Raw genomic sequence first — 17,628 nt, forward strand, 5'->3', positions numbered from 1 at the left:
TGCGGTGGAACCGGACTTGACGGCGTTCGACGGCGCCTCGGCGCCCCGGGCCCGGCCGCACCCCAGCGGCCGGGCCCGGGGTGCGTCAGCAGGCCGCGGATCCGGCGGGGCGTCAGCCGGCCGCTGCTCCCGCCCCCGGGCCGAGCAGATCGCACAGCCCGTCGGCCAACTCCGTACGCCAGCACAGGTAGTCATGGCCGCCGTTGAACTCGCGGTACACCGCGTCGTCGTACCCCTTCGCCGCCAGGGTGTCGCGCAGCCGGCGGTTCGCGGGCAGCGCGACCCACTCCTGCTCGCCCGCCGACAGCCAGAACCGCACCGGCAGCCGCGGGGACTCCGCGATCCGTTCGGTCAGCCACTGCGCGCCCGGACCGTTCGGCCACCAGAAGGAGCCGGACTGCGCCAGCACGCAGCCGAACCGGCCGGGCGCGGACACCGCGGCGTACGCGGCGGTCAGGCCGCCCAGACTCTGGCCCGCCACGACGGTACGGGCCGGGTCGGCGGTCAACGGCAGGTCCGTGCTCGCCCAGGGCAGCAACTCGTCCGCGAGAAAGCCGGTGAACCGCGGGTCGCACGTCATCTCCGCCCAGCGGGTGTCCGCGCCCAACGACTCCGGCAGCAGCGCGGCCAGCGGGGGGATGCGGCCGTCCGCGACGAGGTTGTCCAGCAGCGTGGCCACCCCCAGCCCCGGCTGCCACATCTCTCCGTCCAGGAGGACGAGGACGGGGAGATCCGCATCCGGCTCCGTGCCGCCCGGGCCGCCCGGGGGCGCGTACCGCCACACCCGGCGCTCATTGCCGAGCAGCGCGCTGCGTACGGTGTGCACGGAGACCGTGCCGCGGGGTACGCCGGGCCGCTCCCGCCACATCTCACCCTGCGGCGCACCGGACAGCGCGACGCAGGACACCGGTGTCTTGCCCCAGCGGCTCGCGATAGCGCGCTTGTTGTACGGGTCGGAGCGCTGCTGCGTACGCAGCCACGGCCAGTACGCGGTGTCGTCGGCCGGGCCGTCGCCCTCGTCCACACACAGCGTGTACGTGGCGTGCCAGTCCCGGCGCATCCGTACCGACCAGTGCCACACGTCCGTCCCCGGGACCCGCTCCATGAGGTTCCCGGACGGGTCGCGCGGATCGGCGAGCTTGTTGGGCGACACCAGGACCGCGCGGGTGGCGTGGGAGCCGCGCCACAGGAACGTCACCAGCGCGTGGTCCGCCGCACCGTACGGGTCGGGTCCGGTCAGCGGCGTACCCTCGCGCTCCACCGCCCGCCAGAACTCCGCCCCGGACAGCGCGGCTGCCCGGCGGACGACGCGCTCGTCCGTGACGCGCGGCACGGGGGAGGGCCGCGGCACCCGGGGCGGGTGCCGCGGCGTGTCGGAGGGCGGGGCGGTGACGGTCATCGGATGGTCTCCAGGCCGACGGGTAAGGTCACCCTTACCTTACGTCCCGTACGCTGCTCCGTCCCGGTCGCGGGCGGGCGCGACCAGGCCCGCCGGCGCCCCCGGGCGTGCCGCCGCCTCTGTAATGATGGTGTGCAGGAGATCTCGCGCGGTGCGGGCACCGGCCGCCGGGGCACGCACGCGGGAGGCAGCCATGAGCACCCGACGCACCGCACTGCCGGGAGTCGGCACCCGGTACGACTTCGCCACGCGCGGCGGGCGCCGCCTGTCCGTCGTCGTCCACCAGGACGGCCGCCGCTTTCTGGGGTTCTACTCGGCGGACGACCCGGACGCCTGCCAGGAATCCGTCCCCCTCGAACCGGACGAAGCCACCGAACTGGCCCGCCTCGTCACCCCCTCCCCGCTGGACGGGGTGCCCGCCGACGGGCTCGACCTGGTCACCGGACACCTCCCGCTCGACGCCCGCTCACCGTACGGCGGACGCCCCCTGGGGGACACCCGGGCCCGCACCCGCACCGGAGCCTCGATCGTCGCCGTCCTGCGCCGCACCAGCGCCCACCCCGCCCCCGGCCCCGACTTCCGGCTCGCCATCGGCGACACCCTCATCGCGGTCGGCACCCGCGAAGGCGTCGACACCCTGGCCGCGATCATCGCCGGAGGCTGACCGTGCACGACACCAGCGCGCTGCTGATCGAACTGGGCGCCCTCATCCTCGCCCTCGGCCTCATCGGGCGCTTCGCGGGGCGCGTCGGGCTGTCCCCCATACCCCTGTACCTGCTGGCCGGACTCGCCTTCGGGCAGGGCGGAGTACTGCCGCTGGACGCCAGCGAAAGCTTCACCGCGGTCGGTGCCGAGATCGGCGTCATCCTCCTCCTGCTCCTCCTCGGCCTGGAGTACAGCGCCTCCGAACTCGTCACCAGCCTCAGGACCCAGTACCCCTCCGGCGCCGTCGACTTCGCCCTCAACGCACTGCCCGGCGCGGGGGCGGCGGTCCTGCTGGGCTGGGGCCCGGTGGCCGCCGTCGCCCTCGCGGGCATCACCTGGATCTCCTCCTCCGGCGTCGTCGCCAAGGTCCTCACCGACCTCGGCCGCCTCGGCAACCGCGAAACCCCGGTCGTCCTCGGCCTGCTGGTCCTCGAAGACCTCTCCATGGCCGTCTATCTGCCGCTGCTCACCGTCCTGCTCGCCGGGGCGTCCTTCGCCGGCGGCAGCATCACCCTGCTCGTCGCCCTCGCCACCGCCGCCACCGTCCTCTACCTCGCCCTCCACCACGGCCGGCTGATCAGCCGCGCGGTCTCCTCAGGCAACCCTGAGATGCTCCTGCTGGTCGTCCTGGGCCTGACCGTGCTCGTCGCCGGAGTCGCCCAGCGGCTGCAGGTCTCCGCCGCCGTGGGCGCGTTCCTCGTCGGCATCGCCCTGTCCGGCGAGGTCGCCGAAGGCGCCCGTACCCTCCTCGCCCCGCTGCGCGACCTGTTCGCCGCGGTCTTCTTCGTCTTCTTCGGCCTGTCCACCGACCCCGCCGCCATTCCCCCGGTACTGCTCCCCGCCCTGCTGCTCGCCGCCGTCACCACCACCACGAAGATCCTCACCGGCTGGTACGCGGCCCGCCGCGCCGGCATCGCGTCCCGCGGCCGCCTCCGCGCGGGCGGCACGCTGGTGGCACGCGGCGAGTTCTCCATCGTCATCGCCGGACTCGCCACCGCGACGGAACCCCGCATCGGGCCCATCGCCACGGCCTACGTCCTGCTCACGGTCGTCCTCGGCACACTCACCGCCCGCTGGGCCGACCCCGCCGCCCACCACCTGCGGGCCGCGCTGCGCTGCCGCCCCGGCCGGACCCCGCCCGGCCCACCGCCCACGGCACCTCCGGAGGACGAACGGGCCGTCAGCCGCCTCCCGTCCGACGATCCGTGGCCGACCCGGGGCACCATGTGACCGTGCGGCCGGCTACGGACCGGCGGGAGGGGAACCGCTCGCGCCCGGTATGTCCTAGGCCTTCGCGGCGCCCGGTATCTCCGTCGCATCCGGCGTCTCCGCGGCATCCGGTCCGTCCGCCGCGTCCGCGGACTGCCGGCCGGCAGCCGAAAGCCCTTCCGCCGTGGAAGGCCCGTCCGGGGCGCGATCGCCCGCGTCCTCCCGAGCGCCGGGACGCTTCCCGGCGAGCTCCCTGGCCAGCTTCTCCGAGAAGAGGCGCATCTCCGCCTCGGCCTTGAGGTCGAACACGATTCCTCCCCCTCACCTCCGTTGTGCGGCCCACCGGCCGACGCCACCGATGCCACCCGCGCACCGCCCCGCCCGGAAGACCCTGCCTGACCTGCCGCTATACCTTCTCTTTACCTTCCGGTCGCAGGTCGCAAACGACGCGGGTACGCCGTGCCGCCGCCACTTGGCGCACACCGGAAACAGCGCGCCCCCGGCGCGCGCCGTAGGTGAACGTCCCCGCCGGTACCGAGCTGCCGCTCGATGTCGACGACCGGATGCTCGATGACCGCCCGGGACGGATCCAGCCGTACCTTTCCGAACGCGGACCCGACCTTCAGGACCCGGGGCACCCGCCAGGCGCCCCGCCGCCGGATCCGTCCGCCGGCGGCCGCGATCGTCGGCGTGGTGCCCGGGCGCTCCGGTGGCAGCGAGGCCAGGAGCGATGCCAGTTCACCGTGCGTCCTGGCGGCGAGCACCCGGTCGAGACGTCCGTCCATCTCCTCGTGCGGGACGAGCCCGTCGGCATACGCATCCCGCAGGCGTTGCAGGGCCCGCTCACGGTCGTCCTCGTCGAGCGGCCGTTGCGGAGGGTCCGATCGTGGCGTCACCGTCTCACTCCGGTGTCGCGCCGACGATGCTCATGTTCCGGTCCCTGCACCGGATTCGGACGAGGCGTGAATCATTCTTACCGCGCGCCGCGGGGCCGCCGACGCTGGTGAGGCAGCGGGGGGCTCCGGGAGGCAGGGTGAGCAATTCCGAGGGCGAGGCAGCGGGCGAGGCCGAGGATGCCGGCACGGAGAGCCGGTCGCGGCTGCGCCGGGTGTGGCGCTGGCTGCGTGACCACAGTACGCACGCGCTCCTGGTGGCGGTCGCGGCGGCCGTGGTGGGCGGGGTGGTGCCGGTCCTGCTGACCGGTGCGTTGCAGGACTGGCTCTCCCCGCCGGCACCTGCACCGGCCACCTGCCCGGGAGCCGGATGCGACGGGAAGGACCCGCAGAAGGAGGGGTGCTCCGCCGATGCGGTCACCTGGCTCCCGCCGGCGGACAACCCGGTCTCGCTGCAGGTGCGGCGCAGCAAGCGCTGCGGCGTCGTGTGGGGGCGGATCACCAGCGCGGAAGTGGGGGACGTGGTGACCGTCCGGGTGGAAGGCGGCTCGGCCCGCAGCGCCGTCGTCGAGTACGGCAAGGACCAGTACACGCCGATGGTGTCGGTGGGCGAAACGTTTCGGGCCACCGCCTGCGCGGAGCCGACGATCTCCGCTTCACGTACCGGCAGGTGGAGCAAGTACTGCATTGTCGTGACGGACGCCACCGCCTGGAAGTAATGCCTCGGCAGAGGGGAACCGCTCCTCCTGTACCGGCTCCCGAGGGGGCCGTGGAGAGTAGCCTTCAGCTACGGAACACGGCCGTCTTCGGTGCCGGTCCGCCCTTCGGCGCGGAAGGCTCAGTGATGGAGCACCGGGTGTCTGTGCAGGAACTGCTGGTCGGTCTGGAGCTGGCCGTCGACTCCGGGGAACACCGGAGTTGGGCGGTGCGGTGCGCGCACGCGCTGGGGCTGGAGGGCATCGCGGTCTCCTTGCGGTGGGGCGCGGAACTGGTGTGGTTCAGCGACGACATCAGCGCGCGGCTGGAGGACGCGCAGTTCACCCTGGGGGAGGGCCCCGGCGTGACGACGGACTTCAGCGAGGTGCCCTACCAGGTACCGGATCTGGGCGCGGGCGCGGGTGAACGGTGGCCGCACTTCGTCGTCGAGGCACAGTCACTGGGCGTACGGGCGGTGTTCGTGTGGCCGGTACGGACCGGCGGCGCCCGGTTCGGTGCGCTGACCGGATACCGCAGGACGCCGGGGCCGCTGTCCGCGGGGCAGGCGGCGGACGGGCTGCGGGTGGCCGACGCGCTGGCCGGCCGGCTGCTGACCTGGCGGCCGGACACCGGGGAGGCCATGCCCCACGACGGGCCGGGTGCCGCGGGCGCGGTCGACCTGCACTGGGTCGAGGTGCACCAGGCCACCGGCGTGCTCAGTTGCCGGCTCGGCGTACCGCTGGAGGAGGCGCTGGTCCGGCTGCGGGCCCGGGCGTTCGCCTCCGGCCGGCCCCTCACCGAGACCGCCCGCGACATCCTCCAGGACCTGCCGCCATGACCACCACGCGACGTCCGTCACCGCCACGACTGTCCGCGGCGTCCTCCGGGACCTGCCGTCATGACACCGCCGCCCGGCACGGGCCTGCCGTGCCCGCACCCGCGTACCGAGGAGCAGGGACATGAGCAGAGAGGGCAAGATCGCCCAGACCTTCGTCGAACTCGCCGACACCCTTGTCGCGGACTTCGACGTCATCGACTTCCTGCAGCAGCTGACCGCTCGCTGCCGGGACATCTTCGCCGTCACCGACGCCGCGGTCGTACTGGCCTACCCGGGGCCGCAGATGTACAGCCCCGCGCCCTGCGACCCCAGCCCGGCCCTGTCCAAGGTGCTGGACCTGGCGCTGCGCGAAGGCCCTGCCCTGGACGCCTACCGCACCGCCGAGCCCGTCGCCCCCGGCGACCTCTCCCGAGCTCCCGCCGCCTGGGCGGCCTTCGCCACGCAGGCCCGGGGCGCCGGTTACACCTATGCCTGCGCCGTCCCGCTGCGGCTGCGCCGGGAGACCCTCGGCAGTCTGCTGCTCCTGCGGGCCACCGACAGCCCGGTGCCGCTGGACGACCTCGCGATGGCGCAGGCGTTCGCCGACGCGGCCACCATCGGTCTGATCCACGCCCGTACCCTCCGGCACACCGACACCGGCACCATCAACGAACAGCTGCACGGCGCCCTGCACGGCCGCATCCTCATCGAACAGGCCAAGGGCTACCTCGCCGCGTACCGTGACGTCTCGCTCGGAGACGCCTTCGACCTCTTGCGTGACCATGCCCGACGGCACGGCCTGCTGCTGTCCACCGTCGCGCAGCGAGCCATCGACACCGGAGACCTGCCCCGGCCGCCGGCCGGCCCGCACCACCCGGCCGAGGACGCGCCGGCCGAGTGAGACGGTCTCGTCCTTGCCGTCGGGTTCGACACTGCGGGTGAGACGGAGGGCGGCGGCGTCATCGGCGGGGACCCGGGCCTGGCCCGGGTTGCGGTCGTCGGCGTACGGCTCGGCGTCCATCAGCACGTCGACCGCGCCCAGAACCTGGACGGCGGTGACGCCCGCGGCCGTACGGGCAGCAGGTCCACGACGTGAGCCGTCAGGTCGTCCGGCAGCTCAAGACGGTCGAAACCCGCGGGGCGGTGGACGAGGCCGGGGAGCGCTGCGGCGGCGCGCACTTCTCGTGAGGGGGAGGGCTCGGAGGAACTTCTGTGGGGTGGTCGGGGAGCGAGCCGGGGAGGAGCCGGGTGATCGCCGTCGGACGCTCGGCCTGCCGCACGGTGTCCCGGCGGCCCGCCGCCGGGCCGTAGGACTGCGGTCGCGGTCGGCCCCCGGCTGCCGGCCCGCCCGGTGAGCGGCCGGGGCCCGTTCGGTGACCGCGAAATCGGTTCAGGTCATGACCATGTCGCACTTATGATCCTCTCGCTCCGTTTTTCTGTTTGTGGGGGGACTCTGCCCTGTGGGCACCACTCTGCGCGCCCTGCGCGCACTGTTCCTGCTGGCCGGCTTCTACGTCCTCGCCCTCGCCGTACTCTGCGCGCTCACCGGCGCCGCACTGGCGGCCTGGGCCTGGGCGCCGACCGGCGGCGCGGTCACGGCGACCGTGCTCGCCGTCCTGGTGGGCCTGCCGATTCTGCGGGGCGTCTGCACGCTCGGTACGGGCGACGGGGACGGCAAGCACGGGCTCGCGGTCACCGAGGCCGGACAGCCCGAGCTGTGGCACGCCGTCCGCTCGCTGGCCGGACGCACCGGCACCCGGGCGCCCGACAGGCTGCTCCTCACCGAAGAGGTGAACGCGGCCGTGCATGAACGCACCCGGCTGCTGGGCCTGCTGCCCGGCCGGCGCAGCCTGTACCTGGGTGTACCGCTGCTGATCGGCCTCAGCGAACCCCAGCTGCACTCGGTCATCGCCCACGAACTCGGCCACTACGGCAACGCGGACACCCGGCTCGCCGGCATCACCCTGCGCGGCCGCGACAGCGTGCTGCGGACGGTGGCGGGACTCCAGGCACCCGGGCGGACGCGGGGCGACCGGAGGAAGCCCGGTCGGGACGGGGGCCGGACAGCCGCCGCCGAGGCAGGGGCCGAGCGGCGCGGGAGCACGGCCGCGGTCGCGGTCCGGGCGGTCCGGAGCGGACTCGGGAGGATCGCCGGGCCGTTGCTGTACGGGGTGGTGGCGAGGCCGTTCCAGGCGTACGCGCGGTTCTACCTGCGGGCCACGCAGAGCGTGGGCCGGCAGCAGGAACTCGCCGCGGACCGGGTGGCGGCCCGGGTCGCAGGCCGGGACGCCACGGTCGCGGCGCTGCGGGAGACCGCGGTCCTGGACGTCGTCCACGACGTCTACGTGGGCCGGTACGTCGGCCTGGGCGCCCGGGCGGGCCTGCTCCCGCCGCACGGCGAGGTCGTCGGCGGCGTACGGCAGTTGCTCGACGATCCCGAGCTGCGGGCCGACTTGGCGGAGTTGCGCGGGGAACCGCCGTCCGGCGAGCCCACCCCGTACGACTCGCACCCGCCGGTGGCCGAACGGATCCGGCTGATCGAGGCACTGCCCGACGACGGCCCGGCCGCGTCCCCGGCGCGGCCCGCGCTGGCCCTGCTGCGCGATGCGGAGCGGGTGCTGGTCGAGGTGGAGGGCACCGTCCTCACGCCCGAGGCGCTGGTCATGGAACGCACCGACTGGCCGGACCTGACGCACCGGGCCGTGCACACGCTGACGGAAGCGGACGCGCGGCCGTTGCGGACGGCGATGGCGGCCTTCGGCATCACACCGGGCAGCGCGGCGGAGGACCTGGCGGCCCTGCTGGACGCCGTCGACGCGGGACGGCTGTGGTGGGTCGCCCGGCACCTGCCCAAGTCTCCGGAGGCGGCCCGTGCCAGCGGCCGGGCAGCACGTGAATTCCTGCGCCCGGACCTGGAGGAGGGGGCGCGCAACCTCGCGGAACTCGCCCTCGTGGAGGCGGCCGGGGCGCGCTGGGAACCGTCCTGGGCCGCCGGGCCCCGGCTCCGGCTGCCGGGGGAGCGGGACGTCGAGGAGGAACTGGCGGCGGCGGTACGGGCGGCCGTCGCGGACGACCCCGACACCGGACCGCTGCGCGGCCTCCTCGCCGGCTGACCGGACGCGGGGCGGCTCCGGCTCCGGCCGACGCCACGCGGCACCCGCCCAGGATCACGTAGCACCCGCCACCGACCACTCATCACGTCACCCGTCACTGACCACTCCCCACGCCGGCAGCCACCGAGGCCGCCCGGCGAGCACACCTTCGATCGGATCAATCGCACCCATGCACGGGATTCTTCCCCTCATCATCCTCACCGTCACGGTCTGCACCTGGCTGTGGAAGAGAAGGCGTACCACCAAGCTCGCCGCGGCGGCCGGTACGGAGCTGCTGCCGCCGAACCGCCAGGACACGGAACGGCCTTGCGCCGACCCCGAGGCGGACGCCGTGACGGAGGCCCTCGTCCGGGGCGAGTGGCAGACCGCCGCCAAGATGATCAGTGCGGCGGGCACCGACTGGGAACACCGCTCCCACCTGGTCGGCGTCGTCGCCGACCGGGCGGCCGAGGACGACACCTGGCTGCGGGCCTGGGAGGCGGAGCGCCCCGACGACCCGGACGCGGCCGTGGTCCGGGCCTCCGCGCAGGTGACGCTGGCCTGGAAGATCCGGGGCGCGTACACCGCCGAGCACACCACCGCCGAGCAGTTCGCCGGATTCCACCGGGTGCTGCGGGAAGCCAGGGAGGCGTTCGAACGGGCGGAGGCCCTGGCGCTGCCCGGCGACCCCACCCCGTACGTCAAGAAGATCCCCCTGTACATGGGCCTGGGCGCCTCGCACGCGATGATGCTCGACCTGTGGAACGAGGTCACCACCCGCGCCCCGCACCACTTCGAAGGGCACGTGCGCGCACTCCAGTACTGGTGCGCGAAGTGGCGCGGTTCCGCCGAGACCGCCCGCGACTTCGCGGGACAGGCCGCGGCGACCGCCCCGCCCGGCAGCCTGCTGACGGTGCTGCGCCTCATCGCCTGGTTCGAACACGACGACGAGGCGCCGTCGGAGGCGTACGGCTGGCCCGATGTCCTGGGGATGACCGACGACGCGCTGCGGGACGTCGGCGCGGCGCGGCCGGACGACCGCCGGGTGGCGGAGGTCAGGCACCTGCTGGCGTACTTCCTGACGAAGCAGGACCGTCACGAGGCGGCCCTGGAACAGTTCCGCGCGGTGGACGGATACGTGGGCGCGCTGCCGTGGAGCTACCGCCCCTCCCCGGCCAAGACCTACTGCCGCTACCGCACCAAGGCGCTGCGGGGTGCGGTGAACGGGTCGTGAGCGGCACTGCTGGGAACGGCAGGCCCTCGAACGCTGGACAGGGGGCGGCCGACCGCCGTCTGCCTGCCTGACTGATGCTGTCCGACTGACTGATAAGGTCAACAGCTTGTCCGTTTCGACCCTTTACGAGGACTGTGCGTGACCGTATCCACTCCGCCCGACGGTGAGCAGCCCGCCGCTCCGACGCCGGACGACCGCGACCCGTGGCGCCCGCCGCCCCCCGGCCACGGGCCGGCCCCCGCCCCGTGGGGCCCGCCTCCGACCGGTCTGCCCCCGACGGGCCTGCCGCCCGCGCCGCGGCCCGGCAACGGCATGGCCGTCACGGCGCTGGTCCTCGGTGTCCTCGGCGTCGTACTCGCCCTGCCCCTCGTCCTGTTCTGGATGTCCTGGCTGCCGGCGCTGCTGGCCGTGATCTTCGGCGCCGTCGGGCTCGGCCTGGTACGCAAGGGCCGGGCGCGGGGCAAGGGCATGGCGCTGGCCGGTGTGCTGCTGGGCGTGGCCGGGCTGCTGGGCGCGATCGCCGGCGGGTTCTTCCTCGCCACCGTGGTGCACAAGGCGAACGACGACGCGCGTGCCCGGATCGAGAAGGCGAAGGAGTCCGCCGAGGCCGAGAGGAAGGCGCGGCACCCGTCGTTCGGCGGTTCGTACACCTTCGGGGACGGTCTGAAGGTGACGGTCGCCGAGCCGCAGCCGTTCGTACCGGACGGCTACGTCCTGGGACACGCCAAGGGCAACAAGGCGGTCCAGGTGACGATCAAGGTGGTCAACACCGGGACCGAGCGGGTCGAGATCGAGACGGGACTGCCCTCGGTCAACGACGCCGACGGCGCCTCGACGGAGCTGGTGATCGACGGCAGCGGGCGGCAGAAGGTCCTCAAGGGGTACGTCCTGCCCGGCCGGGAGGTCGTCGGCAAGTACGCGTTCTCGCTGCCGCCGGACGCCGCCGACCGCATGGAGGTCGAGTTCACTCCCGACGCCAAGCGGTGGGAGCGGACCTACTGGAGCGGCCCCACCGGACTGACGGGGAAGTGATCCGGGCGGCGGCCCGCAACCCCCGTGAGCCGTCACCGGGGTTGCGGGCCGCCGCGCGTCGTCGCGGACCTGCGGATGGCCGGTTCCTCCGTTGCCGGTGCGACGCCGGACCGGTTGGCTATCTACGGCTCCGTTCGGTGCCCGTGGGCCAGGGGAGGAACCGTGCGTCGACGGACCGCAGTTCTGGCGGTGCTGGCGGGAGCCTGCGCCACGACGCTGCCCGCGGTATCCGCGCACGGGGCGGGCCCCGCACCGGCCGGTCCGTACGGGGCCCTCCAGCGGGTCAGCGTCAGCGCCACCGGGGAACAGGCCGACGGCGACTCCTCCGGCCCGGTACTGAGCGCAGACGGCCGCGTCCTCGTCTTCACCAGCCGGGCCCGCAATCTCGTACCGGGCACCCCCGAGGGCACCGGCATCCAGCTGTACGCCAAGGACCTCCGTACCGGGCGCGTCGATCTCGTCAGCGCGAATCCGGACGGCTCACCGGGGTACGAGCCCGGCTACACCCATTCCGTGAGCGCCGACGGACGGTTCGTCGCCTTCGACTCGCCGTCGAAGACGCTCGACCCGCGCGACCGCGGTGACGGCATGGACGTCTTCGTCCGCGACCGCCGGAAGGGCGCCACCGAACTGGTCACCCGGCACGACGGCGACCCGGCCGCCGGACGCAGTTTCGCGCCCTCGATCAGCGCCGACGGGCACCACCTCGCCTTCACCTCGCTGCGCGCCGACCTGGTGCCAGGGGACATCAACGCGCAGGCGGACGTCTTCGTCCGGGACCTCCGGAAGGGCAGCACCGAACTGGTCAGTGCGGCCAGTGACGGGACGCAGGGCACCGCGCCCTCCTCCGACCCGGTCATCAGCGCCGACGGACGGCAGGTCGCCTTCACCACCGAGGCGAGGAATCTCTTCCCCTGGCCCCAGGGCGCGCCCGGCATCGTCAGGCCGCAGCCTCCTTACGTCTCCTTCGGGGTGCACGACCGGCGCACCGGTGAGACCCGGGCGGGCGCGTACAACCAGTCCGGCATACCGGCGAAAGTCCAGTACGGGCTGCGGTTCTCCCCGGACGGCCGGTACCTCCAGTTCGACACCGGCGACGCGGTACTGCCCGGGGACCGGCCGGGCATGTGGGGCTCGTACTCCCGTGACCTGCGCACCGGCTCCTACGCGCGACTGGCGGCCCGTCCCGACGGCGGCCCCCCGACGGGCAGCGTGACCGGCGGCGGGCTCAGCGCGGACAACCGGACCACCTACTTCACCACCAACGCCCCCGACCTGGCCCCGGACGACACCAACGGCACCTGGGACGTCTTCGCACGCGACCTGCGGACCGGGCGGGTCACCCGCCTCAGCTCGACGCCCGACGGCGGGCCCTCCGCCGAGGCCTCCTTCGGGGTGTCCTCCGGCCGCGGGGGCCGGCTGGTCGCCTTCGCCGGTGCCGGTGACGACCTGGTGCGGGGCGACACCAACGGCGCGACGGACATCTTCGTACGGCGCCTGCGCTGAGGGGGCGGTGGGCGGCGGCGCGGGCGGTCTGCGGGGCCGGACCGTCCGCCTCCGTCCGTCGGGCCCACGCCGCACCGTCCCCTCCCGTCACACGCCTCGCCAGATGTTGTCGAAGGCCGCCTGCTCGACGGAGCGTCGCTGCCGTACGCCCTCCAGCTCCACCACCGCCTCGTTGACGGCGGCGAGGACGGTCACGACCGCGTCGTCGGTCCCGCCCAGGGAATCGTCGGCCGGCGCTTCGCGGATTCCGGCCGCCGCCGCGAGGGCGGCGAGGACGGGTTCGCCCGATGCCCAGCGGCCGGCCGCGTGGCTGCGGGCGGACGAGGCGGCCACCGTCGTCCGGCCCTTGAGGAACGGAAGCCGACGGCGCTCGCGGGTCAGGGTCCCCTCTTGCGTCAGGGCGGCCCGGTAGACCGCCGACAGGCCGCGGCCCCGGCGCCACAGCCAGTCCTCGACCGACTCGTGGGGCGTCTGCCGCGCGAGTGTCGTCGCCGCCGCGTCCAGCAGGCGGTCGGCCGGTGCCCTCCGGTCGCGGTCGGCGGGAACGATGCGGTCGCCGTCCAGGGTGAGGATCCCGGCGCGCAACAGGTCGATCACTTCGGCTCCCGCCAGGGCGAGGGAGAGATCACCCGGATCCACCGTTCGGGGCGCGGCCGGGTCCCTGGAGACGAGCACGGCGACGATCTGGAGGTCCCGCGGTGTGGTGGTCATGACGAAGGCTCCGTGTCAGGGGCACGTCAGGGGTACCCGCAGCGGTACGGCGGTGAGTGGCCGGGGGCGGGGCGGAGTGGGAACCAAGGACGGCAACGGGCGGTGCCCCGCGCGGAGTTGACCGACTTCGACTGTAGCCCGGTCCGTGCTCCCGCGGCGGGACCGCGCGCGCCGACGCCCCGGGCCCGGCCGGATTCCCCGATACCCCACCGGGTACCCGTCGCAGTGGGGCGCTGTCGGACGCAGGGGTTCCGGTCCCCGGGGGCCGCCGGAATCCCCGGAGTCCCAGCACCTTGGAATACCCCCCTGGGTATCCCTGTTAAGGTGGATGACAGATACCCCCGGGGGTACATGCTCCACACCCGTCACTCCCGTTCCATGGAGGAGGCACCACTGTGTTCTTCGTCGACACCCTGACGTTCGAGGGTCTGGGCAACCGCAGCTACCTGGCCGGTGGCGGCGGTGCCGCGGTCGTGATCGACCCGCCGCGCGACATCGACCAGGTGATCGCCGCCGCGGCGCGGCGCGGGGTGCGGATCGCGTACGTCGCGGAGACCCACCTCCACAACGACTACGTCACCGGCGGCCTGGAGCTGGCCCGCGTCACCGGCGCCGCCTACCTGGTCCCGGCCGCGGCGAGCGTGTCGTTCGCCCGCACGGCCGTCGCCGACGGCGACACGGTCGCGGTGGACGAGGGCCTGGTGCTGCGCGCGATCGCCACCCCCGGCCACACCCCGCACCACACCTCGTACGCGCTGGAGGACGACGGCCGGGCGGTGGCGGCCTTCACCGGCGGATCGCTGCTGATCGGCACGGTCGGCCGCCCGGACCTGGTCGAGCCGCGGCTGACCGAGCGGTTGGCCCGCGCCCAGCACGCCTCCGCCCACCGCCTCGCCGACGAGCTCGACGACGAGGTCCCGGTGCTGCCCACCCACGGATTCGGCAGCTTCTGCTCCTCCTCGCAGGCCGCGGGCGACACCACCACGATCGGCAAGGAACGCACGGCCAACGACGCGCTCACGCTGGACGTGGACACCTTCGTCGCCCGCACCCTCGCCGGCCTGGAGGACGTACCCGCCTACTACGCCCACATGGGCCCCGCCAACGCCGCGGGCCCGGCTCCCGTCGACCTGACCCCGCCCGAGCCCGCCGACGCCCGGCGGATCGCCGAGCGGCTGGCCGCGGGGGAGTGGGTGGTGGACCTGCGCAGCCGCGTCGCCTTCGCCGCCGGACACGTGGCCGGATCGTTCAACTTCGAAGGGGACGGCAAGCTCGCGACCTACCTGGCCTGGCTGATCCCGTGGGGCAAGCCGGTCACCCTGCTCGCCACGACGCCGGAGCAGATCGCCGCCGCCCAGCGGGAGCTGGCCCGGGTCGGCATCGACCGCCCGGCCGCAGCCGCCACCGGTGACCCGGCCGGCTGGATACGCGACGGCGAGGAACTCGCCTCGTTCCCGCGCGCCGCCTTCGCCGACCTCGCCGCCACCCGTGAGCGCGGCGCGGAGGTCGTGGTGCTCGACGTGCGCCGCGCCTCGGAACGCGCCGGCGGATACGTCGAAGGCTCGGTGCACATCCCCGTCCACGAGCTGCACGGCCGGATCGGCGAGATACCGCCGGGCGTCGTGTGGGTGCACTGTGCCGGGGGCATGCGCGCGGCGATCGCCGCCTCCCTCCTGGACGCGGTGGGGCGGCAGGTCGTCGCCGTCGACGACGGTTTCGACGCCGCGGCCGACGCCGGCCTGACCGTGGCCGGCTCCTGATGCCCGTTCCCGGTCCCGTCGCTCCCGTCCCGCCGGTCGCCGGCGTGTGCGGACGGGGTGGCCCGGCAGCATGAGCGCACTGGTCCTGGCCCTGGTGGCGGGCGGCGTGGTCGGCCTGGCGCTCGGCGCGCTCGGCGGCGGTGGCAGCGTCCTGGCCGTACCGGCGCTGATCTACCTGCTCGGTTTCACTCCTGCCGAGGCCACCACCGCGAGCCTGCTCATCGTCACCGCCACCTCCCTGACCGCGCTGTACGCACATGCGCGGGCCGGTCACGTGCGGTGGAAGGCGGGCGCGGCCTTCGCCGCCGCCGGTGTGCTGCCCGCGGCCCTCGCCGGAGCGGCCGCCGCCCGCCTTCCGCAGGCGGCCCTCACCCTCGCCTTCGCGGGCGTCGCCGCCCTCGCCGCAATCAGGATGCTGCGCCCCGCGGCCGCGGTGGAGGGGGACCGCGAGGTACGCAAGGGGCGGGCCGCGGGGGCCGGCGCGGGGCTCGGCGCCCTGACCGGGCTGCTCGGCGTGGGAGGCGGTTTCCTCGCCGTACCGGCCCTGGTCACGGTGCTGGCCTTCGAGATGCGGGCAGCCGTCGGCACCAGCCTGCTGGTCATCTCCGTCAACTCACTGGCCTCACTGGCCACCCGCTTCGGGGCGGCCGGTGCCCTGGACTGGGCGGTCGTCGGCCCGTTCACCGCGGCCGCCGTCCTCGGGGCCTGGGACGGCAAGCGCCTCGCCGGGAAGGTCTCGGGGCCCCGTCTGCAGCGCCTGTTCGCGTTCGCCCTGCTGGCGGTGGCGGCCTTCATGCTCGTGGAGGCCGTGACATGACGCGTCCGGCGGGGCGGCGACGGACGTCTCGGGCCGGTGAACGGACGGACGTCTCGGGCCGCCGCGCGGCCGGACGCCTCGGGCGAGCAGGCGTCCGGCCCTCTCAGGCCAGCGAGAGGAACAGCTTCTCCAGCCGCGCCCGCATCTGCTCCCGGTCGCCGCCGGCCTGCTCCCCGTCGGCCATGCAGTGCTGCAGGCCCGTCGCGATGATCGCGAACCCGGCCCGGTCCAGCGCGCGGGAGACCGCGGCGAGCTGCGTGATGACGTCCTCGCAGTCGCGGCCGTCCTCGATCATCTTGATGATTCCGGCGATCTGTCCCTGTGCCCGTCGCAGCCGGTTGAGCACGCTCTTCAGCTCGTCGGCCGCCATCTCCAGCTCCACATTTCCTCCTCCGCGGCAGACCCGCGTCCCGGGGACACCCCGGGAGTCCCCGGTGCGGCTCCGGGCTCTCCGGATACCCCCGCGGGTATTCTAGTCCGTCGGGGCCCGCTTCCCCGGGGCCCGGGGGACGCAACGAAAAGGAACCCCATGCACATGATCACCCAGGCCGCCGTCCGTCCCGCCGAGGTGGCCGGCCGGCTGAGCGCCTACACCGTCGTCGACGTCCGCACCCCCGGCGAATACGCCGCGGGCCACCTGCCCGGTGCCCACAACATCCCCCTCGACCACCTCGCGAGGGCCGTCCCCGTCATGGAGGCGGCAGCCGCCCGCGGCGAACTGCTGATGGTCTGCGCTTCCGGCAACCGCTCCGCCACCGCCTGTGAACAGCTCGCCGCCGCGGGCATCCCCGCCGCCACCCTCACCGGCGGCACCGCCGCCTGGGCCGCACAGGGCCATCCGGTGGAGCGCGGCGACGACACCGGCGGCAAGACCGCCTGGCCCATGGAACGCCAGGTCCGCCTGGCCGCCGGCTCCCTCGTCGTGGCCGGACTCGCCTTCGGTGCCCGCTACCGGCACGCCCGCTGGCTGTCCGCCGCGATCGGCTGCGGCCTGGTCTTCTCCGCCGCGACCGACACCTGCGGCATGGCGGCCCTGCTGGCCAGGCTTCCGCACAACCAGCCCCGCGCCACCGACCTCGAAGCCACCTTCGCGGCCCTCGGCCGCTGACCGGGCGGCGCCGCCCGCACGGCCGGGCCGAAAAAGGCCGACCGCACATAGTTCCGGTGCTCCTCGGAAATCCGGGAGAAATCCTTGAGCAGAGCGGCTGCCTCCCGCCGCATTCACTCAGCTCTTTTCTGTGAGTGTTCTGGTCACGGTACGAGTTTCGCAGAAACGGCGTGCCGGGAAGGTCGGCCACATGTATCCCCGGAGAGTGCGATCCGGGGACGGAAGCGTCCCCTTGTACGGGGAAGTGACGGGTGTGACGGTCGAAGACGAGGCACGGGGGTGCAGTTCCCTGGCAGGTGTGCACCCCCTCGCCCGGCGAATTCGGTGGAGCTCGCGCCCGACTCCCCGAACCGGCTCCCCTCTTCGGTCCCGGAGCCGCATTCGCTTTCGGCGCGTTCCACTTGGCGGAGCTGCTGCTGACCCAGCTGCTGCAGGTCGTCGGCAGTATGCCCGGCGACTTCGGCTCGTACCGGGACGGCTGTGAAATCTTCGGTCAGGCTGTGGAGAAGCGCGCCGCCTTCTTCGGCGGGAATGCCTGACGGCGGTCCGTGCCGGTCCGGCGTCCGGGGCGCGGAAAACAGCCAGTTGGACGCGCGCGGACCAAGTGCTCGTCCAACTGGGTGCAGTTGACCCCATACTTCACGGACCG

The 17,628-nt window shown here is 74.0% G+C and carries 18 protein-coding genes; 13 read left to right on the plus strand and 5 right to left on the minus strand.

Going from position 1 to position 17,628, the window contains the following annotated elements; all coding sequences use genetic code 11:
* Window positions 1–112: 112 nt before the first annotated feature.
* Window positions 113–1,399: an enterochelin esterase gene (gene fes / locus OEIGOIKO_RS39145; RefSeq protein ID WP_125058031.1), complete on the minus strand. Its 1,287-nt coding sequence runs from the start codon at window positions 1,397–1,399 to the stop codon at window positions 113–115.
* Between the two features lie 193 nt (window positions 1,400–1,592).
* Between fes and OEIGOIKO_RS39150 the strand changes: the two genes are divergently transcribed.
* Entirely contained in the window at window positions 1,593–2,063 is a 471-nt protein-coding gene (locus tag OEIGOIKO_RS39150; protein WP_125058032.1) for a cation:proton antiporter regulatory subunit, read from the plus strand.
* Between the two features lie 2 nt (window positions 2,064–2,065).
* Window positions 2,066–3,334, plus strand: coding sequence for a cation:proton antiporter (locus OEIGOIKO_RS39155; RefSeq protein WP_125058033.1), 1,269 nt, complete (start codon window positions 2,066–2,068; stop codon window positions 3,332–3,334).
* 54 nt (window positions 3,335–3,388) lie between these two features.
* Here OEIGOIKO_RS39155 and OEIGOIKO_RS39160 read toward each other — a convergent pair whose 3' ends face one another.
* On the minus strand, window positions 3,389–3,622 hold the full coding sequence (locus OEIGOIKO_RS39160; RefSeq protein WP_125058034.1) for a hypothetical protein: 234 nt from the start codon (window positions 3,620–3,622) through the stop codon (window positions 3,389–3,391).
* Between the two features lie 110 nt (window positions 3,623–3,732).
* The gene (locus OEIGOIKO_RS39165) at window positions 3,733–4,209 is read right to left on the minus strand and encodes a DUF1707 SHOCT-like domain-containing protein (RefSeq protein WP_125058035.1); all 477 of its coding nucleotides are present in this window, start codon (window positions 4,207–4,209) and stop codon (window positions 3,733–3,735) included.
* A 137-nt stretch (window positions 4,210–4,346) separates the two neighbouring features.
* On the opposite strand from OEIGOIKO_RS39165, the gene OEIGOIKO_RS39170 reads away from it, so the two are divergent.
* From OEIGOIKO_RS39170 to OEIGOIKO_RS39200, 7 genes are all read left to right on the plus strand, one after another.
* Complete coding sequence (locus tag OEIGOIKO_RS39170; protein ID WP_125058036.1) at window positions 4,347–4,925, plus strand: DUF2690 domain-containing protein; 579 nt, start codon at window positions 4,347–4,349, stop codon at window positions 4,923–4,925.
* A gap of 137 nt (window positions 4,926–5,062) precedes the next feature.
* Window positions 5,063–5,740, plus strand: coding sequence for an ANTAR domain-containing protein (locus tag OEIGOIKO_RS39175; RefSeq protein ID WP_125058037.1), 678 nt, complete (start codon window positions 5,063–5,065; stop codon window positions 5,738–5,740).
* A 121-nt stretch (window positions 5,741–5,861) separates the two neighbouring features.
* Entirely contained in the window at window positions 5,862–6,620 is a 759-nt protein-coding gene (locus OEIGOIKO_RS39180) for an ANTAR domain-containing protein (protein ID WP_125058038.1), read from the plus strand.
* Between the two features lie 559 nt (window positions 6,621–7,179).
* Complete coding sequence (locus tag OEIGOIKO_RS39185) at window positions 7,180–8,832, plus strand: M48 family metallopeptidase (protein WP_125058039.1); 1,653 nt, start codon at window positions 7,180–7,182, stop codon at window positions 8,830–8,832.
* Between the two features lie 169 nt (window positions 8,833–9,001).
* Entirely contained in the window at window positions 9,002–10,045 is a 1,044-nt protein-coding gene (locus OEIGOIKO_RS39190) for a hypothetical protein (protein ID WP_246177860.1), read from the plus strand.
* Window positions 10,046–10,183: 138 nt separating this feature from the next.
* Complete coding sequence (locus OEIGOIKO_RS39195) at window positions 10,184–11,077, plus strand: DUF4190 domain-containing protein (RefSeq protein ID WP_125058040.1); 894 nt, start codon at window positions 10,184–10,186, stop codon at window positions 11,075–11,077.
* 162 nt (window positions 11,078–11,239) lie between these two features.
* Entirely contained in the window at window positions 11,240–12,583 is a 1,344-nt protein-coding gene (locus tag OEIGOIKO_RS39200) for a TolB-like translocation protein (RefSeq protein WP_170251981.1), read from the plus strand.
* 87 nt (window positions 12,584–12,670) lie between these two features.
* Here the strand turns inward: OEIGOIKO_RS39200 and OEIGOIKO_RS39205 are convergent, their stop codons facing one another.
* A complete protein-coding gene (locus OEIGOIKO_RS39205) occupies window positions 12,671–13,294 on the minus strand; it encodes a GOLPH3/VPS74 family protein (protein ID WP_125058042.1) in 624 nt (207 codons plus the stop codon).
* Between the two features lie 395 nt (window positions 13,295–13,689).
* Between OEIGOIKO_RS39205 and OEIGOIKO_RS39210 the strand changes: the two genes are divergently transcribed.
* Both OEIGOIKO_RS39210 and OEIGOIKO_RS39215 read left to right on the plus strand, forming a co-directional pair.
* On the plus strand, window positions 13,690–15,054 hold the full coding sequence (locus OEIGOIKO_RS39210; protein WP_125058043.1) for an MBL fold metallo-hydrolase: 1,365 nt from the start codon (window positions 13,690–13,692) through the stop codon (window positions 15,052–15,054).
* A 70-nt stretch (window positions 15,055–15,124) separates the two neighbouring features.
* On the plus strand, window positions 15,125–15,871 hold the full coding sequence (locus OEIGOIKO_RS39215; protein WP_125058044.1) for a sulfite exporter TauE/SafE family protein: 747 nt from the start codon (window positions 15,125–15,127) through the stop codon (window positions 15,869–15,871).
* A gap of 103 nt (window positions 15,872–15,974) precedes the next feature.
* Here OEIGOIKO_RS39215 and OEIGOIKO_RS39220 read toward each other — a convergent pair whose 3' ends face one another.
* Window positions 15,975–16,253: a metal-sensitive transcriptional regulator gene (locus OEIGOIKO_RS39220; protein ID WP_031005777.1), complete on the minus strand. Its 279-nt coding sequence runs from the start codon at window positions 16,251–16,253 to the stop codon at window positions 15,975–15,977.
* A gap of 153 nt (window positions 16,254–16,406) precedes the next feature.
* On the opposite strand from OEIGOIKO_RS39220, the gene OEIGOIKO_RS39225 reads away from it, so the two are divergent.
* Both OEIGOIKO_RS39225 and OEIGOIKO_RS39230 read left to right on the plus strand, forming a co-directional pair.
* Window positions 16,407–16,979 (plus strand): rhodanese-like domain-containing protein, encoded by a 573-nt coding sequence (locus tag OEIGOIKO_RS39225; protein ID WP_125059550.1) that lies wholly within the window; start codon window positions 16,407–16,409, stop codon window positions 16,977–16,979.
* A gap of 401 nt (window positions 16,980–17,380) precedes the next feature.
* Window positions 17,381–17,518, plus strand: coding sequence for a hypothetical protein (locus tag OEIGOIKO_RS39230; protein ID WP_174857272.1), 138 nt, complete (start codon window positions 17,381–17,383; stop codon window positions 17,516–17,518).
* Window positions 17,519–17,628 lie beyond the last annotated feature (110 nt).

Source organism: Streptomyces paromomycinus, from assembly GCF_003865155.1.
GTDB lineage: Bacteria > Actinomycetota > Actinomycetes > Streptomycetales > Streptomycetaceae > Streptomyces > Streptomyces chrestomyceticus.